The sequence below is a fragment of the Microbispora sp. CSR-4 genome (genome assembly GCF_008033685.1).
Classification (GTDB): domain Bacteria; phylum Actinomycetota; class Actinomycetes; order Streptosporangiales; family Streptosporangiaceae; genus Microbispora.
In genome coordinates, this window is record NZ_VJVX01000003.1 from 179548 (window position 1) to 201631 (window position 22084).

General features: G+C 72.1%; 18 protein-coding genes. 12 read left to right on the forward strand and 6 right to left on the reverse strand.

Annotated elements, in window-relative coordinates; all coding sequences use genetic code 11:
* Positions 1-26: 26 nt before the first annotated feature.
* On the reverse strand, positions 27-1226 hold the full coding sequence (locus tag FLV34_RS05465) for a sensor histidine kinase (protein ID WP_260617226.1): 1200 nt from the start codon (positions 1224-1226) through the stop codon (positions 27-29).
* A gap of 360 nt (positions 1227-1586) precedes the next feature.
* Complete coding sequence (locus FLV34_RS05470) at positions 1587-2447, reverse strand: PD-(D/E)XK nuclease family protein (protein WP_142647367.1); 861 nt, start codon at positions 2445-2447, stop codon at positions 1587-1589.
* A gap of 160 nt (positions 2448-2607) precedes the next feature.
* Between FLV34_RS05470 and FLV34_RS05475 the strand changes: the two genes are divergently transcribed.
* Together FLV34_RS05475 and FLV34_RS05480 are read left to right on the forward strand one after the other, a co-directional pair.
* A complete protein-coding gene (locus FLV34_RS05475) occupies positions 2608-3777 on the forward strand; it encodes a site-2 protease family protein (RefSeq protein ID WP_142647366.1) in 1170 nt (389 codons plus the stop codon).
* Positions 3778-4212: 435 nt separating this feature from the next.
* Positions 4213-5670, forward strand: a complete 1458-nt coding sequence (locus FLV34_RS05480; protein WP_147942511.1) for an FHA domain-containing protein — start codon at positions 4213-4215, stop codon at positions 5668-5670.
* 372 nt (positions 5671-6042) lie between these two features.
* Here FLV34_RS05480 and FLV34_RS05485 read toward each other — a convergent pair whose 3' ends face one another.
* Entirely contained in the window at positions 6043-6633 is a 591-nt protein-coding gene (locus FLV34_RS05485) for a TetR/AcrR family transcriptional regulator (RefSeq protein WP_142647364.1), read from the reverse strand.
* A gap of 52 nt (positions 6634-6685) precedes the next feature.
* On the opposite strand from FLV34_RS05485, the gene FLV34_RS05490 reads away from it, so the two are divergent.
* Both FLV34_RS05490 and FLV34_RS05495 read left to right on the forward strand, forming a co-directional pair.
* Positions 6686-7606 carry a carbohydrate kinase family protein gene (locus tag FLV34_RS05490; RefSeq protein WP_142647363.1) on the forward strand — a complete coding sequence of 307 codons (921 nt, stop codon included), beginning with the start codon at positions 6686-6688 and terminating at the stop codon, positions 7604-7606.
* A 57-nt stretch (positions 7607-7663) separates the two neighbouring features.
* Positions 7664-8887 carry an aminotransferase class III-fold pyridoxal phosphate-dependent enzyme gene (locus FLV34_RS05495; RefSeq protein ID WP_142647362.1) on the forward strand — a complete coding sequence of 408 codons (1224 nt, stop codon included), beginning with the start codon at positions 7664-7666 and terminating at the stop codon, positions 8885-8887.
* Positions 8888-9002: 115 nt separating this feature from the next.
* On the opposite strand, the gene FLV34_RS05500 is transcribed toward FLV34_RS05495, so the two are convergent.
* Complete coding sequence (locus FLV34_RS05500; protein ID WP_142647361.1) at positions 9003-10115, reverse strand: GNAT family N-acetyltransferase; 1113 nt, start codon at positions 10113-10115, stop codon at positions 9003-9005.
* A gap of 406 nt (positions 10116-10521) precedes the next feature.
* Here FLV34_RS05500 and FLV34_RS05505 point away from each other — a divergent pair, with 406 nt between their 5' ends.
* From FLV34_RS05505 to dop, 4 genes are all read left to right on the forward strand, one after another.
* A complete protein-coding gene (locus tag FLV34_RS05505; protein ID WP_142647360.1) occupies positions 10522-11385 on the forward strand; it encodes a tRNA (adenine-N1)-methyltransferase in 864 nt (287 codons plus the stop codon).
* Positions 11386-11590: 205 nt separating this feature from the next.
* The gene (gene arc, locus FLV34_RS05510) at positions 11591-13354 is read left to right on the forward strand and encodes a proteasome ATPase (RefSeq protein WP_147942512.1); all 1764 of its coding nucleotides are present in this window, start codon (positions 11591-11593) and stop codon (positions 13352-13354) included.
* A 362-nt stretch (positions 13355-13716) separates the two neighbouring features.
* Positions 13717-14907: an acyltransferase gene (locus tag FLV34_RS05515; RefSeq protein WP_205830158.1), complete on the forward strand. Its 1191-nt coding sequence runs from the start codon at positions 13717-13719 to the stop codon at positions 14905-14907.
* A 75-nt stretch (positions 14908-14982) separates the two neighbouring features.
* Positions 14983-16500 carry a depupylase/deamidase Dop gene (dop, locus tag FLV34_RS05520; RefSeq protein ID WP_147942513.1) on the forward strand — a complete coding sequence of 506 codons (1518 nt, stop codon included), beginning with the start codon at positions 14983-14985 and terminating at the stop codon, positions 16498-16500.
* Between the two features lie 78 nt (positions 16501-16578).
* Here the strand turns inward: dop and FLV34_RS05525 are convergent, their stop codons facing one another.
* On the reverse strand, positions 16579-17205 hold the full coding sequence (locus tag FLV34_RS05525) for a hypothetical protein (RefSeq protein WP_147942514.1): 627 nt from the start codon (positions 17203-17205) through the stop codon (positions 16579-16581).
* 93 nt (positions 17206-17298) lie between these two features.
* Here FLV34_RS05525 and FLV34_RS05530 point away from each other — a divergent pair, with 93 nt between their 5' ends.
* The 3 genes from FLV34_RS05530 (at position 17299) to FLV34_RS05540 (ending at position 19750) form a co-directional block, all read left to right on the forward strand.
* The gene (locus FLV34_RS05530; protein WP_147942515.1) at positions 17299-17991 is read left to right on the forward strand and encodes a response regulator transcription factor; all 693 of its coding nucleotides are present in this window, start codon (positions 17299-17301) and stop codon (positions 17989-17991) included.
* A 4-nt stretch (positions 17992-17995) separates the two neighbouring features.
* Positions 17996-19285, forward strand: a complete 1290-nt coding sequence (locus tag FLV34_RS05535) for a HAMP domain-containing sensor histidine kinase (protein WP_147942516.1) — start codon at positions 17996-17998, stop codon at positions 19283-19285.
* A gap of 90 nt (positions 19286-19375) precedes the next feature.
* A complete protein-coding gene (locus FLV34_RS05540) occupies positions 19376-19750 on the forward strand; it encodes a PepSY domain-containing protein (protein WP_142647354.1) in 375 nt (124 codons plus the stop codon).
* A 287-nt stretch (positions 19751-20037) separates the two neighbouring features.
* Here FLV34_RS05540 and FLV34_RS05545 read toward each other — a convergent pair whose 3' ends face one another.
* Complete coding sequence (locus tag FLV34_RS05545; RefSeq protein WP_187280546.1) at positions 20038-21261, reverse strand: serine/threonine-protein kinase; 1224 nt, start codon at positions 21259-21261, stop codon at positions 20038-20040.
* A 305-nt stretch (positions 21262-21566) separates the two neighbouring features.
* Between FLV34_RS05545 and FLV34_RS05550 the strand changes: the two genes are divergently transcribed.
* The gene (locus FLV34_RS05550; RefSeq protein ID WP_142647352.1) at positions 21567-21776 is read left to right on the forward strand and encodes a ubiquitin-like protein Pup; all 210 of its coding nucleotides are present in this window, start codon (positions 21567-21569) and stop codon (positions 21774-21776) included.
* Positions 21777-22084: the final 308 nt, after the last annotated feature.

Below are 22084 nucleotides of genomic sequence, written 5' to 3' on the forward strand. Positions count from 1 at the left end.
TCGGAGGGGCTCTACGTGTGGGGGCTTCACTTCAACGGGAACCGGGCGCGGACCTCGAACCCGCCCCCGGTGCGGGGACCGATCCGCAGAACTCCACCATAAAGCGCCACGCGCTCGCGGATGCCGACGAGACCGTGGCCCCTGCCTCCGATCCGCACCGACTCGTCCGCCGCGCCGCGCCCGTCGTCCTCCACGTGGATGCTCAGCTCGTTCGGCTCGTGCCGTACGGTCACCCAGGCGCGGGCGGCGGGCCCCGCGTGCCGCAGGCTGTTGGTCAGCGCCTCCTGCACGAGCCGGTAGGCGGCCAGGTCCACCCCGGGCGGCAGGCCGCGCCGCTCGCCCTCGATCGAGAGCTGGGTCCGCAGCCCCGCCTCGCGCATCTGCTCCACCAGCGCGGGCAGGTCGTGCATGCCCGGCTGTGGCCCGCGCTCTGCCGGGCCGTCGGTGCGCAGCACGCCGACGATGCTGCGCATCTCCGCCATCGCCGTACGGCCCATCTCCTCGATCGCGGACAGGGCGTCCCGGGCCACGTCGGGCTTGGTGTCGAGCATCTTGCGGGCGGCGGCGGCCTGGACCGTCATCACGCTGACGTGGTGGGCCACGACGTCGTGCAGCTCCCGGGCGATGCGGGAGCGCTCCTCGGCCCTGGCGGCCCTGGTGTCGGCCTCGCGCGCCCGCTCCAGCCGGTCGGCCCGCTGCACCAGCTCGGCGAGGTATGCGCGGCGCAGCCGCAGCGCCCGGCCGCACACCCAGCACAGCAGCAGGACGGCGGTGACGACGACATGGTCGGTCCACGACGGGGTGATGACCCCGGCGACCGTGCCGGCCAGGTAGGAGGCGAAGGAGACGACGAGGGCGACCAGGCTCAGCGCCAGCCCCCGGTAGGCGGCCACCGAATAGAGCAGGACGAGCGCGCCGAACCCGCTCAGACCGGGGTCGTAGTCGAGCGTGTCGAGCATCGCCTGGGGGACGCAGGTGGCCACCAGCAGCACGAAGGGACGGCTGCGCCGCAGGGCCACGGGCAGCGTGCAGGCCGCCGCCAGGACCAGGTTGAGCACGTCAGCCGGGCGCGGCGTCCCCGGCCGCAGCCAGCCGGCCCCCTCACCGCGGCCCGCCGAGGCGATCCACACCAGGGACGCGGTCGTCAGCACCACCGCGAGGATCGAGTCGTAGACCAGGGGACGAGCCCTGAGCCAGGACCGCATATTGCCGGGGGTGGTGCGCACGTACCAAATCTAGGCGTTCGCCGCCCGAGGCCACCCTGCCCCGGAGGGATATCCCCCTCCTCCTCGCGGAGGAGCGGCGGAGGCCAACTGGCCGGGCACGACGAGGGACGTGACGTGCGCGTGCCTCCGGCTCGGCCGGGCGGACGTGATCGCGTCGGGCAGCGAGGCGGCAGCCCCGGACGCGCCCGGGGCGCGGGAGACGCGGCCCCGCGAGCGCCGGGGGACCCGGAGGTCTGGGAGATCCGGGAGGCGTGGGGAGATCTGGGGCAAGGGGAGATCCGGGAGACGCGGACACGGGAGCGCCGGGGGACCCGGAGGTCTGGGAGATCCGGGAGGCGTGGGGAGATCCGGGAGACGCGGTCACAGCTCGTCGCTGGCCGACCTCCTGCTCACGCGGGCCGACAGCCCGGGCTCGCGGTCGGGCACGGGCGGCGGGGTGCCGCCGAACTCCGGGCACAGCGCCTGGTGGTCGCACCAGTCGCACAGCCGGGAGCGGCGGGCGCGCCACTCACGGGTGCGTACGGCACGCTCGATGGCCGCCCACAGCGCCTCGACCTTGCGCTCGGTCGCCCGCAGGTCGGCCTCGTCGGGGACGTAGCGGATGATCTCACCGTTGCCCAGGTACATCAGCTGGAGCATCCTGGGGACCTGGCCGCTGCGCCGCCACAGCGCCAGCGCGTAGAACTTCATCTGGAACAGCGCCTTGGCCTCCCACTCGCGCCCCGGCGCCGTGCCCGTCTTGTAGTCCACGACCCGCACCTCGCCGGTCGGGGCCACGTCGAGCCTGTCGATGTAGCCGCGCAGCAGCAGCCCGCTTTCGAGCACGACCTCGACGTACATCTCCCGCTCGGCGGGCTCCAGCCGCTGGGGGTCCTCCAGCGTGAAGTAACGCTCGACCATGCCGCGGGCCTGGGTCAGCCAGGCGTCCCGCTCCGCGTCGTTCTCGAACAACCCCGCGTAGTCGGGCTCCTCGGCGAGTAGCCGCTGCCACTGGGGCTCCAGCAGGTCCTGGGCGGCGGCGACCGTCCGCGCCTCCGCGGGCAGGTCGTAGAGCCGCTCCAGCACGGCGTGAACGAGCGTGCCCCGGACCGCGGCGGCCGAGGGCCGCTCGGGGAGCTGGTCGATCACCCTGAACCGGTAGAGCAGGGGGCAGGTCATGAAGTCACCGGCCCGGGAGGGGGATAGCGCCCCGATCACGGCGCGCTCTTCGGCGAGGGTCATGCCGGAACTGTAGGACACCGGGCCGACAGAACGCTTCCGCCCCGCCCTTCCCGGGACGTCGCGGCGACGATCACACGGTGCGCAACGGGCGGGCGAGCTCTTAGGCTGATCTCACGCTCCGGCACGTAGCATCGAGGAGCGCGGGAGGGGAAGGCGGCACATGAGCACACCTGTCAAGGAGTCCACCGGACTGCGGATGGGGCGGCCCTTCGGCATCCCCGTTTACGTCTCGCCCACCTGGCTCATCGTGGCGGCGTTCATCACGTACAGCTTCCAGCCGGTCTTCGCCGCCAGTCTCCCCGGATACGGGCTCCTCGGCAGTTCCGTGGTGGCGCTGGTCTTCGCCGTCCTGCTCTACGGCTCGGTCCTGCTCCACGAGCTGGCGCACTGCGTGGTCGCCAAGCACTACGGCCTTCCGGTGCGCAGGATCACCCTCTACATGCTGGGCGGCGTCTCGGAGATCGAACGCGAACCCGAGACGGCGGGCCGGGAGTTCAACGTCGCGCTCGCGGGGCCCCTGCTTTCGCTCGGCCTCGCGGCGATCGGTTACCTGGTGTCCGCGGTCGCGTTCGTGACCGGTCCCGTCGACCCGCTGTCCATGTTCCTCCGCCCGCCCGACGGTCTCGTGCCGGTGCTGATCTGGCAGCTCTGGTCGTCCAACCTGATCGTGGGGATCTTCAATCTCCTCCCCGGCCTGCCGCTCGACGGCGGCCGGATGCTGCGGGCCGCCGTGTGGAAGGCCAAGCGCGACGCCGGCATCGGCACGCTGGCCGCCGCGTGGGTCGGCCGCGGCGTCGCGGTCGCGATAGTCGTCGTGCCCCTCCTGATGAACCTGATGTCCGGCCAGGAGCCGGGGATCGGGAGCATGCTCTGGACGGTGGTGCTGGCGTCGTTCATCTGGCTCGGGGCCTCCCAGGCGCTGCGGGTGGCCCGCGTGCGGGCCCGGCTGCCGCAGTTGCGGGCCCGGGTGCTGGCCCGCAGGGCGATCCCGGTCACTCCCGAGGTGCCGCTCTCCGAGGGCCTGCGCCGGGCGCGGGAGGCCGGGGCGGGGGCCATGGTGGTGGTCGACCACGACGGGCGGCCGGTCGGCATCGTCAACGAGGCGGCGGTCAACGCCACTCCCGAGCAGCGCAGGCCGTGGGTGAACGTCGGCGCGCTGTCCCGCTCCCTGGAGCCCTCGCTCGTGCTCGGCGCCGACCTGGAGGGGGAGTCCCTGCTCGACGCCATGCGGGAGGCCCCCGCGCCCGAATACCTGCTCGTCGAGCGGGGCGGTGAGATCTACGGCGTGCTCGCCACGGCCGACGTCAACCGCATGTTCAGCGGTGTGTGAGCGGCCCGTGAAACGGCCCGGGGAACGGCGCGGGGAGCGGTCCGTGAAACGGCGCGGGCAGCGGCCCGGCCCGCCGGGGCGGCCAGCGCGTCTGTACGGCGGGTCCCCGGAGACCGGGGTGCCGATCGCAAACTCGGCCGGTCGTCGCCTGGGCGCCCGTCGCGCGCTCATACAGTTCGAGACCGGGGCCGGCCGCTGTCCGGGCACCCGCCGCGTGCTCCCGCAGACCGAAACCTGGGCCGGTCGTCGCCCGGGCATCCCTCGCGTGCTTCCGCAGATCAGAACGGGGGCCGGCCGCCGTCCGGGCACCCGTGGCGCACTCCCGCAGGCCGCTTCATCATTCTTTTTTGCTACTTTCTGGGGTGATCGATCCGGCACACGGCGTGCCGGCGATGGTGCCGGTCATCCGGTGGCGTTTCCGGAGGGAGAACTTCTGTGACGGAACAGGGCGTGGGGGTGGTCCGCCCGCTGCCGGGGGAGGGCGTGGTCGCCCATCTGAACGGGTTGCTGCTCGTGTGCGCCACCGGTGGCGACCACCCGGTCGAGGACCTGCTGGCGGCGCTGCACGAGACCGCCACGACGGGCGGGGACGGCCGGGCGCTGGCCCGGCGGGTGGCCCAGGTCCTCGCGCGCGCCATGGACAGGTCGATCGGCGGCGAGCCGACGGCCTGCGCGGTCGCCGGGCCCGCCGGGGGCGGCGTGGCCGTGCTGGTCAGCGGCGCCGCGTACGCGACCGTGTCGGGCGGTCCCGACGGCGAGGTCCGTCTCGCCGGGCACGACGCGCTGACCTGGACCGATCGCCTCGTCAACGGCCCGGTGTCCCGGGTCGAGCTGCGCCTGCCGGGAGCGGGCCCGTCGAGCCCGTACGCCCGGCTGGACGGCGGTGTGGTCACCGGGGCCGGGGTGGAGTGCGACTTCACGCGGCACGGCGACCTCGCCTTCCCGCCGCTGCCCCCGCGCCCGCCCCAGCCGCAGCAGCAGGGCGTGCAGCCCCCGCCTATCGGCGCTCCGGAGCCGATCGCCCCGCGTGGGCCCGTGGTGCCGTCGACCGTGCCTCCGCCGCCCGTGTCGCCGTACTCGGGTCCGCTGTCCGGCGTGCCGTCTGGGGAGCAGGGAGCGCCGTCTCCGGGACCGTCCCAGCCCCTGTCGCCGCCGCCCGTCCAGCCGCTGCCTCCGCTCCCCGATCCGGGTCCGGCACACCATTCGGGACCGCAGCCGCTGCCCCCGCTGCCCGAGCCCGCCGAGGATCGGGGCGCCCCGCACGACCCCAACCCGCCGCACGACCTGAACCCGCCGCTTGACCCGGGCGGTCCTGACGGCCCGCCGAGCGGGCCGTTCGAGCCGGTGCCGCACGCGCTCGCGGACGAGGATCCGGGCGAGGCGACCCAGCTGGACGCGACGCCCGAGCCGGAGCAGCGGCCGATGGTCTACGGCGTCGACTGCAAGAACGACCACTTCAACGACCCGCGCGCGCCCTACTGCGCGGTCTGCGGCATCCCGATCGACCAGCGGGCCGTGGTGCCCTACAAGGGTCCTCGGCCGCTGCTCGGCGTGCTGCTGCTCGACGACGGCATGGCGCTGCCGCTGGAGGCCGACTACCTGCTGGGCCGCGACCCCGAGCGCGCGCCCGAGGTGCAGTCGGGCGAGGCCAGGCCGGCCAGGGTGACCAGCCCGGACGGTTCGGTGTCGCGCCGCCACCTGCGGGTCTTCCTGGACAACTGGGACGTCAACCTGCTCGATCTTGGCTCGGTGAACGGCACCCAGATCCAGCCGCCCGGCGACCCCAACTTCTACGACATCCCGCCGAACGAGCCGGTGCCGATCCTGCCCGGCACGACCGTGCGTGTCGGCGTCTCGCGCACGATGCGGTACGAGCCCCATCGCACCGCCTGACGATCCGAGGCCGCCGGGACCACCGGCTCCCGGCGGCCGGATCAGCGGCCCAGATCCAGGGGCCCAGATCCAGGGGCGCAGATCCAGGGGCCCAGATCGAGGGGCGCAGATCCAGGGGCCCAGATCGAGGGGCGCAGACTTCGGGGGCCCAGACTTCCGGGGGCCCAGAGCCGGAGGCGCAGCTCAGCGGCCCGGGCGCGGGAAGTGCTCACGCGCGGGCGGCAACCGGGCACGGCGTTCGCCCAATAAGCACCGGGCACGGCGTCCGCCTAACGAGATCGGGCACAGCAAGACCGGCCCGGTGAGCTCCGGGGCCGTCGCGCAGGTGGCGCAGGGCTTCCAACCGGGAGGTGACGATCCCGTGCGCTCCGGTCAGTCGCGCAGCCGGTCGATCTCGCCGAGGATCAGCCGTTCCAGCCGCTCGGCGGTGACGTGCGCGGGATACAGCAGCCGGTGCACGCTCAGCCCGTCCACGAGCGCCAGCAGCCGCTCCGCCACGTCCTCCAGGTCGTCGTCCGTACGGATCTCACCGGCCTCGGCGGCGCACCTGAGCAGGCTCGTCACCAGATAGCGGAGCTCGGCGGCCTCCCGCCGCTGGACCTCCAGCAGCGCGGGGCTGGTCAGGCTGCGCCCCCAGAAGCCCACCTCCAGCCCGGTCTCCCCGGCCCGCTCGTCGTCGAGCGGCACGTTGTCGAGCAGCAGTTCGCGCAGCGCCTCAAGGCCGGTGCGGCCCGACAGCTTCTCCCGCAGCCGGTCGGTGATCCGGCGATGGGACGCCTCCAGGGCCGACAGCAGGATCTCGTCCTTGTCGGCGAAGTAGTGCGTGAGCACCCCGTTGGAGTAGCCGGCCTCCTTGGCGATGGCCCGCGTCGTCGCGGCCTCGATGCCCTCGCGCAGGATGATCCGGCGCGCCGCCGCGACGACCTCGCCCCGGCGCTCCTCATGATTGACGATCTTCGGCATGGTGCACCACCTCGGTTGACATTTTAGTCGGGCGCCCGTCTATTATCCGCTCATGACGGTAGTGACGGTCGGCGTGCATATCGTCGACGTCCTGGCCCGCCCGGTCGAGTCGATCCCGGCCGGTCAGGACACCCACCTGCTGGAGCAGATCCGCATCACCGCGGCCGGCGCCGCCGCGGGCACGGCCGTGACCCTGGCGAAGATCGGCGTACCGGTCGCCTCGATGGGCGCCGTCGGCGACGACGAGCTCGGCGACTTCCTCCTGATGATCATGGCGAGGCACGGCGTCGACGTGAGCGGCGTGGTGCGCAGGCAGGGGGAGCAGACCGCCGCCTCCATCCTGCCCATCCGCCCCGACGGCGGACGGCCGTCGTTCCACGTGCCGGGGGCCAACCTCGGCCTGGCGACCGCCGACCTCGACGCGGATCGTCTCACCGGCGCGAAGGTGGTGCACCTCGGCGGCATGGACGTCACCTGGGGCCTGCACGACCCCGCCTTCTTCGCCCTGCTCGACAAGGCCCGCGAGGGCGGCACGACCGTCACGCTCGACCTGCTGTCGAACATGCCCGACCTCATGCCCGGCGTCCGGGCGTTCCTGCCCCACGTCGACTACCTCCTGCCGAACGAGGAGCAGGCGCTCATGCTCAGCGGGGCGGCGACCCCCGAGGAGGCCGCGGCGGCGCTGCTCGCCGAGGGACCGAAGGGCGTGATCGTCACCCTGGGGGCGGCCGGCAGCCTCGTGGCCACCGCCGACGGAGTCACCCGGGTGCCCGCCCTCGACGTGCCGGTGGTCGACACCACCGGCTGCGGCGACGCGTACTGCGCCGGATTCGCGGCGGGACTGCTGCACGGCCGCGACGTCCTCGGCGCCGCGCGCCTCGGCACCGCCGTCGCCGCACGGGTCGCGGGCGGGCTCGGCTCCGACGCCGGGCTGGACGGCTTCTCCGCCGCCGACCCCGGCCCGGACGCCTGACCCGGCTCCCCGCCCGGCCCCCACATCTCCGATATTCCGATCCCAGGAGTGCCGCCCATGTCCCTCGACGCCTCCCTGCGGGCCCGTGCCGCGAAGGTCATCCCCGGTGGCATGTACGGCCACCTCAACGCGGCCCTGCACGGCGACCGCTACCCCCAGTTCTTCGTACGCGCCGAGGGCGCCCGGCAGTGGGACGCCGACGGCCGTGCGTACGTCGACCTGATGTGCAGCTGGGGGCCGATGATCGTCGGCCATCGCAACCCGCGCGTGGAGGCAGCCGCCGCCGCGCAGCAGGCGGAGGGCGACTGCCTGAACGGCCCCGGCCCGGTCATGGTGGAGCTCGCCGAGCTGCTGGTGGACCTCATCCCCTCCGCCGACTGGGCGATGTTCTCCAAGAACGGCACCGACGCCACGACCCAGGCCCTGATGGTGGCCAGGGCGGCGACGGGCAGGACCAAGGTGCTGGTCGCCCACGGGGCCTACCATGGCGCCGACCCCTGGTGCACGCCCGGCCTTTCGGGCGTCACCCCCAACCAGCGGGCGGACACGATCGAGTTCACCTACAACGACCTCGCGAGCGCCGAGGCCGCCGCCGCACAGGCGGACGGCGACGTCGCCGCCATCCTCGTCACCCCGTTCAAGCACGACTCGTTCGAGGACCAGGAGGACGCCGACGCGGAGTTCGCCCGGGGCCTGCGGGCGCTGGCCGACCGGATCGGGGCGGCGCTGGTCATCGACGACGTACGCGCCGGGTGGCGGCTCGACCTGCGCGGCTCGTGGGAGCCGCTCGGAGTGCGCCCCGACCTGGCGGCCTGGAGCAAGGCGATGGCCAACGGCTTCCCCATCGCGGCGGTCACCGGGACCGACGCGCTGCGCGGGGCGGCCCAGACGCTGTATTCGACCGGCTCCTTCTGGTTCTCCGCCACGGCCATGGCCGCCGCCAAGGCGACGATCGAGATCCTGCGCGAGACCGACGGCCCCGCGCTCATGCACCGCGCCGGGACCCGGCTGCGCGAGGGCCTCGCCGCTCAGGCGGCGGCGCACGGCTTCGTGGTCCGTCAGACCGGCCCGGTGCAGGTGCCGTGGCTGTCCTTCGAAGGCGACGAGACCCTGGAGAAGGGCATCGCCTGGGCCGGGCACTGCCTGGAGGAGGGTGTCTATCTCCACCCCTGGCACAACTGGTTCCTGTCGGCCGCGCACACCGACGAGGAGATCGACCGGGCCCTCCAGGGCACCGACGCCGCCTTCGCCAAGCTGCGGGCCGCGTACGGAGCCGACTGAGCCACCGGTCTCCGAAGGCGTGGGCGGGGCGTCCGGAGGGCGTTCCGCGCCGCGGACGGCCCGCGCTCGGGTGCCGGGTTCCGGGCGGCATCCGGGCGCGGGAGGTCCGTTGCGCTCAGGGGCGTGTCCGCGCCCACTGGATGTCGTCGAGCCGGGTGCCGTCCGGGCCGGGCAGCAGTCCCTTCACCAGGTGCTCCCGGGTGAAGCCCGCCCGTTCCAGCACGCGGTGGGACGCGGCGTTGCCCGGCGCGGTCCCGGCGATGATCCGGCGCAGCGGCGTGTGCGTGAAGGCCCACTCCACCAGCAGGTTCGCCGCACGCGTCACCAGGCCCCTGCCGCGGAAGTCCGGGTGGAGGCTGTAACCGAGCATCGCCTGGCCCAGCGGCGGGACGACGCCGGTGAGCTGGATCTCCCCGGCGAACTGGCCGGTGGTTGCGTCCCTGATGGCGATGTCCGCGCGCTGGCCGGTCAGCCACCGGTGCCCGGCGTACCGGCAGAGCACCTCGCAGTCCGCGTACTCCGGCTGCCCGGGCGGCACGTGCGAGTCCATCACGTCGGGCACGGACGCCAGCGCGAAATAGTCGGCGGCGTCGGCCGTGGTCAGCGGCGTGAGCCGGACGACGCCGTCGGTGAGCGAGCCACCGGGGAACCCTCCGGGGAAGAACGGCAGGAAGGGCGCGATCGGGTCGCCGGGGTCGGTGCTCAGCCGCCCGAACACCGCGAGGTCGGCGAGGGTGCCGCCCCGGGGACCGCCGGCCCCGCGCAGCACCCCCTCATGGGCGAAGCCGCACCGCAGGGCGACCCGCTGGCTCGCGACGTTCTCCACGTCGGCGTACAACTCGATCCGCGGGACGCCCCGGGCGAAGGCATGCTCGGCGAGCGCCCGCACGGCGGCCGTGACGACGCCGCGCCCGCGTGCCCACGGCGCGAGCCAGTAGCCCACCTCCGTCCCGCCGAACCGGTCCTGCGGCTTGAGCCCGGCGGCGCCGAGCACCTCGTCCGTGGCGGCGTCGGCGACGACGAAGTCGGCTCCGCCGTTCTCCCAGGTGGCGGGCACGGTCTTGGTGATCCACGTCAGCGCGTCGTCCCGCGTGTACGGGGAAGGGACAAAGGGGATGAACCTCGCGATCTCGGGGTCGGCGCAGGCTCGGGCGATCTGGTCGGCATCCCCCTCGACGGGCAGGCGCAGCACGGCCGGTCCGGCGGGGATCGCCTCTTGGGGCAACATGTCCCATTGTTACCAGCAGCGACTCCGCACCGGCCAGGCGTTTTCCCGGCCACCGCCGCGCCCCGCCGGGTTGCCGTGCGCCCTGCCGGGTTGTCACGCGCCCCGCTGGGTTGCTGTAAGCCCCGTTGGGGTGTCACGCGCTCTGCCGGGTTGTCACGCGCCCCGCTGGGTTGCTGCACGCCACGTAGCACCCCCGCTCCGCGCGGGCGAATCTCGTCGGTCGCGGGCACCCCGTGCCCCTTCCTCCGATCTTCGCCCCATCGTGTCGCCCGGAGCGGCGCCTCGCCGCGTTGTCGTCGTCGCCCACAGCCCGGCTATGGTCTCCTCCTCCGCCTTGCGATGCACGACTCCGGCCACCGCTCCGTCCCGGCGAATCTCGTCGGTCGCGGGCACTAGCCTTTTCCGCATGGGTTTTCGCAGGCACGGCCCGTTCCAGGCCGGAGATCAGGTCCAGCTCACCGACCCCAAGAACAAGCGGCACACGGTGACGCTGAAAGAGGGCGGCGTCTTCCACACGCACAAGGGGTCGATCCCGCATGACGACCTGATCGGACAGCCCGAGGGGTCCGTGGTGCGGTCCTCCGGAGGCACGGCCTACCTGGCGTTCCGGCACCTGCTGGCCGACTACGCGGTCTCGATGCCGCGCGGCGCCGCGGTGGTCTACCCGAAGGACGCGGCCCAGATCGTCGCCATGGCCGACATCTTCCCGGGCGCCCGGGTGGTCGAGGCCGGCGTGGGCTCCGGCGCGCTCACCTGCTTCCTGCTGCGCGCCGTCGGCTCGGAGGGGAAGGTCACCTCGTACGAGCGGCGCGCCGACTTCGCCGAGGTGGCCACCAAGAACGTGGAGAAGTTCTTCGGCGGCCCGATGGGGCAGTGGCGTCTTGTGGTCGGTGACTTCGTCGACGCTCTGGACGAGACGGACGTGGATCGCGTCATCCTCGACATGCTCGCCCCTTGGGAGTGCGTTGACGCGGCGGCGAAGTCCCTTACTCCTGGGGGAGTTATCTGCTGCTATGTAGCAACGACGACCCAGATGTCCAGAACGGTGGAAACCCTGCGGGAGCACGGGAGTTTCACCGAGCCTCACGCGTGGGAGACCCTGGTTCGCGACTGGCATGTCGAAGGTCTCGCCGTACGGCCCGACCACCGGATGGTCGGCCACACGGGGTTTCTCGTGACGGCCCGTCGCATGGCGGACGGCGTCACGCCCCCGCCGCGGCGCAGGCGTCCCGCCAAGGGGGCGTACGGAGAGGGGATCGAACAAGTGTGACGATTCAGCCACAACCCGGCAAAGCCGCGTGACACGGGAACATATGGGTGTGTTCCTAATGGTGAACCGAACAATCGGTCCATAAGGTATCAAACGCCGAACACCCAACGTAACTACACGAACACTGCCCGGCCAGGTTACGTACAGCGCCAAGATAGGTAGGGTCTTGAGTAGTCGTTCTCGACGGGGAAGGAGGTGACGGGGCGTGGCAGCTCGCGACGACGCTGAGGCTCGAGCCGCGCAGCGCGAACGGGAGGTCGCGGATCTCACAACACAGGTCTCCTTCCTGCAAGAGGAGATCACCGCGTTGCGCCGGAAGCTGGCCGAGTCTCCCCGGCAGGCCAGGGTCATCGAGGAGCGCCTCCACGAGGCGCAGGCTCAGGTGGCCGCCCTTACTAGCCAGAACGAGCGTTTGGTCTCCACCCTCAAGGAGGCCAGGGACCAGATCGTCGCCCTCAAGGAGGAGGTCGACCGGCTGGCACAGCCGCCGTCCGGATTCGGCGTCTTCCTCGAAGCCAGGGATGACGGCACGATCGAGGTGTTCACGGGCGGGCGCAAGCTCCGCGTGAACGTCAGTCCGGCGGTCGACGTCGACTCGCTCAAGCGTGGCCAGGAGGTCATGCTGAACGAGGCGCTCAACGTCGTCGAGGCCCTCGGCTACGAGGACGTCGGCGAGATCGTGATGCTCAAGGAGTTGCTGGAGAGCGGCGACCGCGCGCTCGTCATCTCGCACGCCGACGAGGAGCGGGTCGTCAAGCTCGCCCACTCGCTGCTCGACCAGCCGCTGCGGGCCGGTGACTCCCTTCTGCTCGAACCCCGTTCCAACTACGTCTACGAGCGCATCCCCAAGTCGGAGGTGGAGGAGCTCGTCCTCGAAGAGGTCCCCGACATCTCCTACGAGGAGATCGGCGGCCTCGGCCGGCAGATCGAGCAGATCAGGGACGCCATCGAGCTGCCCTCCCTGCACGCCGATCTGTTCCGCGAGCACAAGCTCCGCCCGCCGAAGGGTGTGCTGCTGTACGGCCCGCCCGGCTGCGGCAAGACGCTCATCGCCAAGGCGGTGGCCAACTCCCTGGCCAAGCAGGTCGCGGAGAAGACGGGCCAGTCCGGCAAGAGCTTCTTCCTCAACATCAAGGGCCCCGAGCTTCTCAACAAGTACGTCGGCGAGACCGAGCGGCACATCCGCCTGGTCTTCCAGCGGGCGCGTGAGAAGGCCTCCGAGGGCACCCCGGTGATCGTGTTCTTCGACGAGATGGACTCGATCTTCCGCACCCGCGGCTCCGGTGTGTCCTCCGACGTCGAGAACACCATCGTTCCCCAGCTCCTTTCGGAGATCGACGGTGTCGAGGGCCTGGAGAACGTCATCGTCATCGGCGCCTCCAACCGCGAGGACATGATCGACCCGGCGATCCTGCGGCCCGGCCGCCTGGACGTCAAGATCAAGATCGAGCGGCCCGATGCCGAGGCGGCGAAGGACATCTTCTCGAAGTACCTCGTCAGCGACCTGCCGCTGCACCCGGACGATCTGGCCGAGCACGGCAGCAGCCGCGAGGGCACGATCGCCGCGATGATCCAGCGGGTCGTCGAGCGGATGTACGCCGAGAGCGAGGAGAACCGCTTCCTCGAGGTGACATACGCCAACGGTGACAAGGAAGTCCTCTACTTCAAGGACTTCAACTCCGGCGCCATGATCCAGAACATCGTGGACCGGGGCAAGAAGATGGCCATCAAGGAGTTCCTGGAGACCGGGCAGAAGGGTCTGCGGATCTCGCACCTGCTGGCCGCCTGCGTGGACGAGTTCTCCGAGAACGAGGACCTGCCCAACACCACCAACCCCGACGACTGGGCCCGCATCTCCGGCAAGAAGGGCGAGCGGATCGTCTACATCCGCACCCTCGTGCAGGGCAAGCAGGGCACCGAGGCCGGGCGGTCGATCGACACGGTCGCCAACACCGGTCAGTACCTGTAACACCCCGGCTCCGGCCGGACCGTCGCCATCGAGGAGCGGCGCGACCTGCGGGTCGCGCCGCTCCTCCGGCATTTCAGGCCCTTCCCGGCGCGGGAACGCGGGCAGGGCGGCGGCGGGCGGGGCAGAAGTGACCCTTGATAACGATCGTGATCAGAGGGAACCGAAACCCGGGCTGATCACGTCAAAGAAGGCATGATCTTTCTTGGCTCGCGCGGATGTCCGCTGTGGGGCAGCCTGTGAGACAGCCGGTAAGACGGCCCGTGCGACAGTCCGATCCGGTCTCGGCCGCGCCGGACAGGGGGCCGGAAATGGGGCCGGAAATGGGGCCGGACAGAGCCCTGGGCAGTGCCTCGGGCAGTGCCTTGGATAGGGCCCGGCCGCGGGGCGCCGCCGCGGCCGCCAAGGGCCGCCGCCTGGTCGAGCTCGACGTCCTGCGGTTCGTGGCCGCGTTCGCCGTCATGTCCTTCCATTTCATGGCGGCCAGCAAGTCGCTGTGGGACGAATACCCCACCAAGCTGTTCGAGCCGGTCGCCCGCCTGACCACGCTGGGCATCCTCGGGGTGGAGCTGTTCTTCCTCATCAGCGGGTTCGTCATCCTGATGAGCGTCTGGGGGCACACGGTCGGTGAGTTCGCCGTCTCCCGGGTGTCGCGGCTGTATCCGGCGTACTGGTTCGCCGTACTGATGATCTTCATCATGTACCGCTTCAGCGGGGTCGCGGGGTTCGACCCCAAGCTCAGCGACGGCGAGTATCTGCTCAACCTGACCATGTTCCAGGGGGCGTTCGGCGTGGGCCACGCCGGCGGCGTCTTCTGGTCCCTCTGGGTGGAGCTGCGGTTCTACGTGCTCATGGCGCTGTTCTCCCTCGTGGGGATCACGATGCGGCGCTGCCTGGTGTTCCTGGTGGCCTGGTGCGGCCTGGCGCTGCTGGCCGAGCTCACTCAGAACGAGACGCTCGTCTTCGTCTTCATGCCGCGGCAGGCGCCGTACTTCATCGCGGGCATGGCCTTCTTCCTGATCCACCGCTTCGGCGCGCGTTCCGGCGCGTTCGTCCCGTGGCTGCTGGTCGCCGCCGGCTACGGGATGTCCCTGTACGCCGCCATGGAGCGCGTGGGGGAGCGGGTGCGCCTGGTCGGCATCAAGCACTACCCGGCGCCGCCGGAGGCCGTCGTCGTCGCGATCACGGTCGTCTACCTCCTGATGGCCGCGGTCGCCCTCGGCTGGCTGCGGTGGGTGCGCTGGCGACGCCTCGTGACCCTGGGGGCCCTCACGTATCCCCTCTATCTCGTGCACCAGACGATCTCGGCCGTCGTGATCCCCGCATATCGAGATGTGGTGGACCCGTGGCCGCTGGCCGCGATCACGATGGCGGTCTCGATCGGGATCGCCTATCTGATCTACCGTTTGGTCGACAAACCCGGTCAGCGCTGGCTTCGTGCCAGGCTGGGGGCACTGCTCGACCGCTCGCGGCGGTCCCGTCCCCGGGGCGGCGGGGGTATCTCCCGGACTACGACGGCCATTCCGGCGCAAAGTCCCGAGGCATCTGTGCCGTAACTGTTCGGTAGCAGGGCATAGAGAAAGGGCTAGGCTCGGATATGACTACGACGGCCTGATACAGGCGGGGTGCGAATGACGGGTCGGCGGGGGGTGGGCATCGAGACCGAGTACGGCATCGCCGTGCCTGGTCAACCGGGAGCGAACGCGATGGTGACCTCCTCACAGGTCGTCAACGCGTACCTGGCGGCGTCGGCCGCCCGGGCTCGCCGGGCCCGGTGGGACTTCGAGGAGGAGAACCCGCTCCGCGATGCCCGAGGGTTCGACCTGGCCCGTGAGGTGGCCGATCAGAGTCAGCTCACCGACGAGGACCTCGGGCTCGCCAACGTGATCCTGACCAACGGCGCGCGCCTCTACGTCGACCACGCGCACCCGGAATACTCCACGCCCGAGTGCACCAACCCCCGGGCCGCGGTGATCTGGGACAAGGCGGGCGAGCGGGTCATGTACGACGCCGCCGTGCGGGCGTCCTCCATGCCCGGCAACTCCCCCATCCAGCTCTACAAGAACAACACCGACGCCAAGGGCGCGTCGTACGGCTGCCACGAGAACTACCTCATGCGCCGCGCGACGCCGTTCGCCGACATCGTCAGGCACCTCACGCCGTTCTTCGTGTCGCGGCAGGTCGTCTGCGGCGCGGGCAAGGTCGGCATCGGCCAGGACTCGCGCGGCGAGGGCTTCCAGATCAGCCAGCGGGCCGACTTCTTCGAGGTCGAGGTCGGGCTGGAGACCACGCTCAAGCGGCCGATCATCAACACCCGGGACGAGCCGCACGCCGACCCGGAGAAGTACCGCCGCCTGCACGTGATCATCGGCGACGCCAACATGTCGGAAATTTCGACTTATTTGAAGCTGGGCACGACGGCGCTGGTCCTGGCGATGATCGAGGAGGGGTTCCTCACCATCGACCTGACCCCCGAGTCGCCGGTCGCGGCGCTGCGCGCGGTCTCCCACGACCCCACCTGCAAGTACGAGATCGCGCTGCGCAACGGGCGGAAGATGACCGCCGTGCAGCTGCAGATGGAATACCTGGAGCAGGCCCGCAAGTACGTCGAGGACCGCTTCGGCTCGGGAGTAGACGACCTCACCAAGGACGTGCTCAACCGCTGGGAGTCGGTGCTCACCCGGCTCGCGGAGGACCCGATGCAGTTGTCCCGGGAGCTCGACTGGGTCGCCAAGCTGGAGATCCTGGAGGGCTACCGCACCCGCGACAACCTGCCGTGGTCGCATCCGCGGCTGCAGCTGGTCGACCTGCAGTATTCCGACATCCGCCCCGACCGCGGCCTGTACAACCGGCTGGTCGCCAGGGGCCGCATGCAGCGCCTGGTGACCGACGAGGACATCGAGCGGGCGGTCGAGCTGCCGCCCACCGACACCCGGGCCTACTTCCGCGGCCGGTGCCTGCGGCAGTACAGCGAGTCGGTCGCCGCCGCGTCCTGGGACTCGGTCATCTTCGACATCCCGGGCCGCGAGTCGCTCCAGCGCGTGCCGACCCTGGAGCCGCTGCGCGGCACCAAGGCGCACGTGGGCGACCTGCTCGACCGGTGCCGTACGGCCGCCGACCTCGTCGCCGCCCTCACCGGCGAGAGCTGACCGGGGCGCCGGGGCCGGCGGCGGCCGGTGCGGGCCGTACGGCAGGGCGCCGCGATCGGCGGCGGCCGGTGTCTCCCGTCAGTCGTCGTGCCGGGTGATCCGGGGGACCGGGACACCGCCGGAGCAGCGCACCTCCACCTCAAGCCGGGCCTCGTCCGACTCGAACCTCACCCGCGCGCGGTCGTCCGGCCCCGGGTCGACGTCGTCCACCTCGAAGCCCTGGGCCGGCGTCCACGACTGGAGCCGGACCAGCTCGCCGTCGCATCGGGCGATCACGCTGCCCGCGTCCGTGGAGACGAGCCTGCGCCCGGGCGCGACGCCCGGCGTCCGTGCGCCCGAAGGGCCCGCCGAGGCTTCATCGGAGGGGACGGTGGGGGAGAGCGCGCCCGGGGTGCCGCTCGGTGTATCGCCCGGGGCGTCCTCGGCGAGCGGCGTCTCCAGGGCGAGCGGCGTCTCCAGGGCAGGCCGGGCGTCCTGGGTGAGCGGGGTGTCCTGGGCAGGCCGGGCGTCCTGGGTGAGCGGGGTGTCCTGGGCGAGCGGCGTCTCCCGGGCGAGCGCGAGGCTGATGTCCTCGTCCGTCATCAGCCGCTCCGCCGGGCCGGTGAGCGGCCGGCCGAGCAGGCCGAGCACGGCGACGCCCGTACCGGTGGCGAGGGCCGCGGCCAGCAGCCACCCGGCGACGGCGAGTGCGAGACGGCTGTTCACGCCGTCACTCTCCCACTCCGAACGCTAAGGGAATGCTAAGGCCCGGATAACGGACTTATGCCGCTTCCATCGGGCGGCTACCGTAACGGTCAAATGCCAAGCGTGCTGCTCATCGAAGACGACGCCCCCATCCGCACCTCCCTCACCCGGAGCCTGCGCGACCGCGGGCACGCCGTCTCCTCCGCCTCCACCGCCCTCGACGGCCTGCGCTCGGCCGTCGAGGACCGTCCCGACCTCATCGTGCTCGACCTCGGCCTGCCCGACATGGACGGCGCCGACCTGCTGCGCATGCTCCGCGCGGTGAGCCGCGTGCCGGTCATCGTCGCCACCGCCAGGGACGGGGAGGCCGACATGGTCCGTCTGCTCGACGCCGGCGCCGACGATTACGTGATCAAGCCCTACAGCGCCGCGCAGCTCGACGCGCGCATCCGCGCCGTGCTGCGCCGGATCGACACCGGGCGTACGGACACCTCCCTGATGGTGGGGACGCTGCGCGTCGACCCGGGCGCCAGGGAGGCGACGCTCGACGGGGCGGTGCTGGACCTGACGCCGCGGGAGTTCGACCTGCTGCACTATCTGGCGGCACGGGCCGGGCAGGTCGTCACCAAGCGCGAGCTGCTCACCGAGGTCTGGCGCATCCCCTATGGGGGCACCGACAAGACGGTCGACGTCCACCTGTCGTGGCTGCGCCGCAAGCTCGGCGAGACCGCGCAGCAGCCGCGTTATCTCCAGACCGTCCGCGGGGTGGGCGTGCGCCTGACCGCGCCGCCCTCGCCCGCGGAATGAGCCGATGAGGCGCTGGCTCGCGGCCCTCGTCGCGGCGACCACGTCGCTGGTCCTGGTGTCGCTGTTGGTGCCGCTGGCGTTGCTCGTGCGGTCGGTGGCGCACAGCGAGGCCGTCGACTCCGCCACGCGGGCCGCCGAGTCCGTCGCCGTGGCCGTGGGCGCGGTGGACGAGGAGACGCTGCGGCTGACCGCCGAGCAGGCGGGCGCGTCGAGCGGACACCCCGTCACGGTCTTCCTCGCGGACGGCCGCGTGCTCGGGGCACAGGCGGCCCGCACCCGCGCCGTCGACCTCGCCGCACGCGGCCGGAGCCTGACCGCGGCCGTGCCGGGCGGCAGGGAGATCCTCATGGCGGTGCAGGGGGCGCCGGGCGGCACCGCCGTCGTCCGCGCGTTCCTCTCCGACGACGACCTCGACCGAGGCGTCCACCGGACCTGGCTCGCTCTGCTGGTCCTCGGGGTCGCCCTGGTCGGGCTCGGCATCGTGGTCGCCGACCGGCTCGCACGCGCGGTCGTCCGGCCCACCACGGCTCTCGCCCAGGTCTCCCACCGCCTCGCGAAGGGCGACCTGACCGCCAGGGCGACCCCGCAGGGCCCACCCGAGGTCCGTACGGCGGGGCTGGCACTCAACCACCTCGCGGGACGCATCTCCGACCTGCTCGCCGAGGAGCGCGAGATGGTGGCGGACCTCTCCCACCGGCTGCGCACCCCGCTGACCGGCCTGCGGCTCGAAGCGGAGTCGCTGGCCGATCCCGGCGAGGCGGCCAGGATGGAGGCCCGCGTGGACGCGCTGGAGCGCGCGGTCACCGCCGTCATCAACGACGTGCGGCGGCGGTCGCGGGAACGGGCCTCCTGCGACGCCGTCGCCGTGGTGCGCGACCGGGTGGAGTTCTGGTCGGTGCTGGCGGAGGACCAGTCGAGAACCGTCACGCTCGACCTCGCGCCCGGCCCGCTGCCGGTGGCGGTCGCGGCCGAGGACCTGGCCGACTGCGTCGACGCCCTCCTCGGCAACGTCTTCGCGCACACCCCCGACGGGACGTCCTTCCGCGTGCTCCTGACCCCCGGGCCGGACGACGCCGCGGCCCTGACGGTCTCGGACGCCGGCCCCGGCTTCGGCCCCGGCGGGCCGCCGCGACGCGGGGAGAGCGGCGCGGGCTCGACCGGGCTCGGGCTCGACATCGCCCGCCGCGCGGCCGATGAGTCGGGCGGCTCCTTGACCGTCGGCCGGTCGGACCTCGGCGGCGCCGAGGTGCGCCTGCTCCTGGGCTCGGCGCGCGGCGACTCGGATCGGCGCTGACACAGGGATTCCGGCGGAGCGAGGATGAGGCAGCGATGCTTTAGGGATCGCTTAGCGCGGCCCTAACATGATCGCTGCGAGCCTCGACGCATGAGACACACAACGAAGATCGCTCTCGCCGCCGCCGTCACCGTCACCGCCCTGGCCGCCGGGGGCACCGCCGTCGCCGTCGCCGCGCCCGCACCGCTCTCCTCGGCCGCCTCGGCCTCCCTCTCCTCCGCCGCCCTCTCCCGGGCCTCCGTCGCCAAGGCTTCCGCCTCCACGGCCGCGATCACCTGGCGCCAGGCGGTCGCGATCGCGAAGAAGCGGGTGCCCGGCGCTCGGGTCACCGAGGTCGAACGCGAGTGGGAGCACGGCTACCGCACCTGGAAGGTCGAGCTGCGCAAGGGCCACACGGAGTATGACGTCTACGTCGCGATCGCGACCGGACGGATCATCAAGTTCCGCGTCGACCACGACGACTGATCTCGGGCCGGGAACACGCGGCTCCCCTGGCCACCCACACGGGGAGCCGCCCGGCCTCGTCGGGCCTTGCGGCCGGGGGCCTTCCGGGGGCCACGAGTGGCTCCGGGAGCTATGGGCCAGGGGCTACCGGGGGCTTCTGAGGCTGTGATGCGGGGGCGGCCGGGGCTATGGGGCCAGTAGCTACCACGGGTTATTCGGGGCTACCGGAGCTACGGAGGCCAGCCGGGACTACCGGAGCCCGCGAGGGCTACCGGGAGCTACGGAGGCTGGCCAGAGGCCTTCGGTGGCTACGGGAGACGCGGAGGCCAGGGCAGGCTGGGCCCGGTCGTGGGAAGGGGCCAGTGGGAATGGTCCCGGCGACGCGCCTCCACGTCGTAGAAGCGCCCGGTCGTGAGCTCTCCCGGCACCATCCGCTCCCGTGGCGTCGGGACTTCCCGGGGCATTGGGAACTCCCGAGGCACGGGGAGTTCCCGGGACACGGCGAACTCTCGGGGCACCGCGAGTTCGCGGGGCGCTGTCAGTTCACGGGGTGCCGGCGGCCGCGCGTGGCCGGAGGAACGGCCGTGCTGGTGCGCCCCGCCCGGTCTGGGCGCCGTGCCGGACGCCGCGTACGGGGCCGCGTAAGGCACGGCGCCGGCCGCGCCGAGGCTCGGCAGCTCTCCGGCCGTCCGGCCGGGCGCCGCCGCCGGGATGCCCTGCCGCCGCAACACGTCCACCAGCACGCGCATCGCCTCGTCGATGGTGAGCCGTTCTTCCGGGTCGTGCCGCAGCAACCCCTCGATCAGCGGTCGCAGCGGGCCCGCCCGGTGCGGCGGCTCCGGCTGGCGGCCCAGCAGCGCCGCGGCCGGCAACGGCTGCGCGGCCGGATACGGCGGCCGCCCCTCCACTCCGCAGTACAACGTGGCGCCGAACGACCACAGGTCGGCGGCGGGGGCCAGGCCCTTCCCGCGCAGCCGCTCGGGGGCCAGATAGGCGCCGGACCGCCCCACGGGCACGGTCGTCGACCCGCCCGCGTCCCGGTCGAACGCGGCGATGCCGAAGTCGGTCAGCACCACCCGGTCCTCGGTCAGCACGACGTTGGCGGGCCGGATGTCCCCGTGGACGACGCCCATCGAATGCGCGTGCCGTACGCCCGACAGGAGCTGGAAGCCCACCCAGGCGGCCCAGTGGACCGGCAGCCGGCCGAGGTGGCGGACGGTGTCGCTCAGGGTGACGCCCTGCAGGAGCTCCGTCACGATCCAGAGCCGGCCCTTGTCTTCGAGCAGGTCGTGCACGGTGATGACGGCCGGATGGCTGAGCCGGGCCGCCGAGCGGGCCTCCCGCAGCGCCTGCCGGCGGGCGGCCTGCAGATCGGCCACGTCCACCCGGTAAGGCGGCTGCACTTCCTTGATCGCGACATCACGCTTGAGACGGAGATCGTGCGCTTGCCACATGATCCCGCCGCCGTCGCGCCGGAAGGGCGTCAGCAGCTTGTACCGATCCGCCAGCAGTTGCCGTGCGTGCGATGCCATCGACCACCCGTACGCTAGGTCGTGCCGTGATCCATCAATTGTCGTCCCGCACACGGTAGCGCTGCGCCGAAAGGCGGCCACGAAGAGTGTGAGGTCGATAACGATCCGGTCTAACGAAGGCGCTGTCCGATGCCCTGTGCGTCCGCGGCGGGGCCGGATCCCCGGGCGTTTGCCTTCCCGGCGCTCAGCGGGTTGTCTGGCCAGAGCGGCCGGGCCGAAGATCGCACGCTCTTTCGCGCGCATTGTCGGTCGGTTCGGGGAAGATATGGGGAGAGGCGTCCCCCCGAGCAGCGGAGGTGTCAGGGATGGCGACCAAGGAGACCGGCGGCCAGAAGCAGACCGGACGGCAGGAGAACGAAGTCGAAGAAGTCGAGGCGCAGGCGTCCCCGGACGTCCAGGAGCGCCACGAGAAGCTCACCGACGACGTCGACGCGATCCTGGACGAGATCGACGAGGTGCTCGAGGAGAACGCGGAGGAGTTCGTCCGTTCCTACGTGCAGAAGGGCGGGCAGTAACCCGTCGGGCAGCGTCCGGGCCGGTGGCGGCCACTGCCGGGAGACCGTCTCCCGGCAGGGCCGCCGTCGGACCCGGAGACTCCCGCCGGACGCGCCCTCGGCGACCAGACGGCAGCCGATCAGGCACGGGCGAGCGCACGCAAGACGCGCGGACGACGACGCGCGGGCCGCGGGCTCTGTGCGGGGCCTGTACGGCGGCTCTGCGCGGCGGCCTTGTCCGGGTGCCCTGTCCGGGTGCCTTGTCCGGGTGCCCTGTCTGGCTCCTCTGCCGGGTTGCTCCGTGTGGAGGCCGTGCGAGTGGGCCCTGC

Excerpts from the sequence above, each read along its gene's own strand:
- FLV34_RS05475 (WP_142647366.1), top strand. The coding sequence starts at position 2,608 with ATGAGCACACCTGTCAAGGAGTCCACCGGACTGCGGATGGGGCGGCCC.
- FLV34_RS05490 (WP_142647363.1), top strand. The coding sequence starts at position 6,686 with ATGACGGTAGTGACGGTCGGCGTGCATATCGTCGACGTCCTGGCCCGC.
- FLV34_RS05535 (WP_147942516.1), top strand. The coding sequence starts at position 17,996 with ATGAGGCGCTGGCTCGCGGCCCTCGTCGCGGCGACCACGTCGCTGGTC.
- FLV34_RS05550 (WP_142647352.1), top strand. The coding sequence starts at position 21,567 with ATGGCGACCAAGGAGACCGGCGGCCAGAAGCAGACCGGACGGCAGGAG.
- FLV34_RS05485 (WP_142647364.1), bottom strand. The coding sequence starts at position 6,633 with ATGCCGAAGATCGTCAATCATGAGGAGCGCCGGGGCGAGGTCGTCGCG.
- FLV34_RS05470 (WP_142647367.1), bottom strand. The coding sequence starts at position 2,447 with ATGACCCTCGCCGAAGAGCGCGCCGTGATCGGGGCGCTATCCCCCTCC.
- FLV34_RS05505 (WP_142647360.1), top strand. The coding sequence starts at position 10,522 with ATGGGTTTTCGCAGGCACGGCCCGTTCCAGGCCGGAGATCAGGTCCAG.
- FLV34_RS05530 (WP_147942515.1), top strand. The coding sequence starts at position 17,299 with ATGCCAAGCGTGCTGCTCATCGAAGACGACGCCCCCATCCGCACCTCC.
- FLV34_RS05545 (WP_187280546.1), bottom strand. The coding sequence starts at position 21,261 with ATGGCATCGCACGCACGGCAACTGCTGGCGGATCGGTACAAGCTGCTG.
- FLV34_RS05500 (WP_142647361.1), bottom strand. The coding sequence starts at position 10,115 with ATGTTGCCCCAAGAGGCGATCCCCGCCGGACCGGCCGTGCTGCGCCTG.
- FLV34_RS05540 (WP_142647354.1), top strand. The coding sequence starts at position 19,376 with ATGAGACACACAACGAAGATCGCTCTCGCCGCCGCCGTCACCGTCACC.
- dop (WP_147942513.1), top strand. The coding sequence starts at position 14,983 with ATGACGGGTCGGCGGGGGGTGGGCATCGAGACCGAGTACGGCATCGCC.
- FLV34_RS05495 (WP_142647362.1), top strand. The coding sequence starts at position 7,664 with ATGTCCCTCGACGCCTCCCTGCGGGCCCGTGCCGCGAAGGTCATCCCC.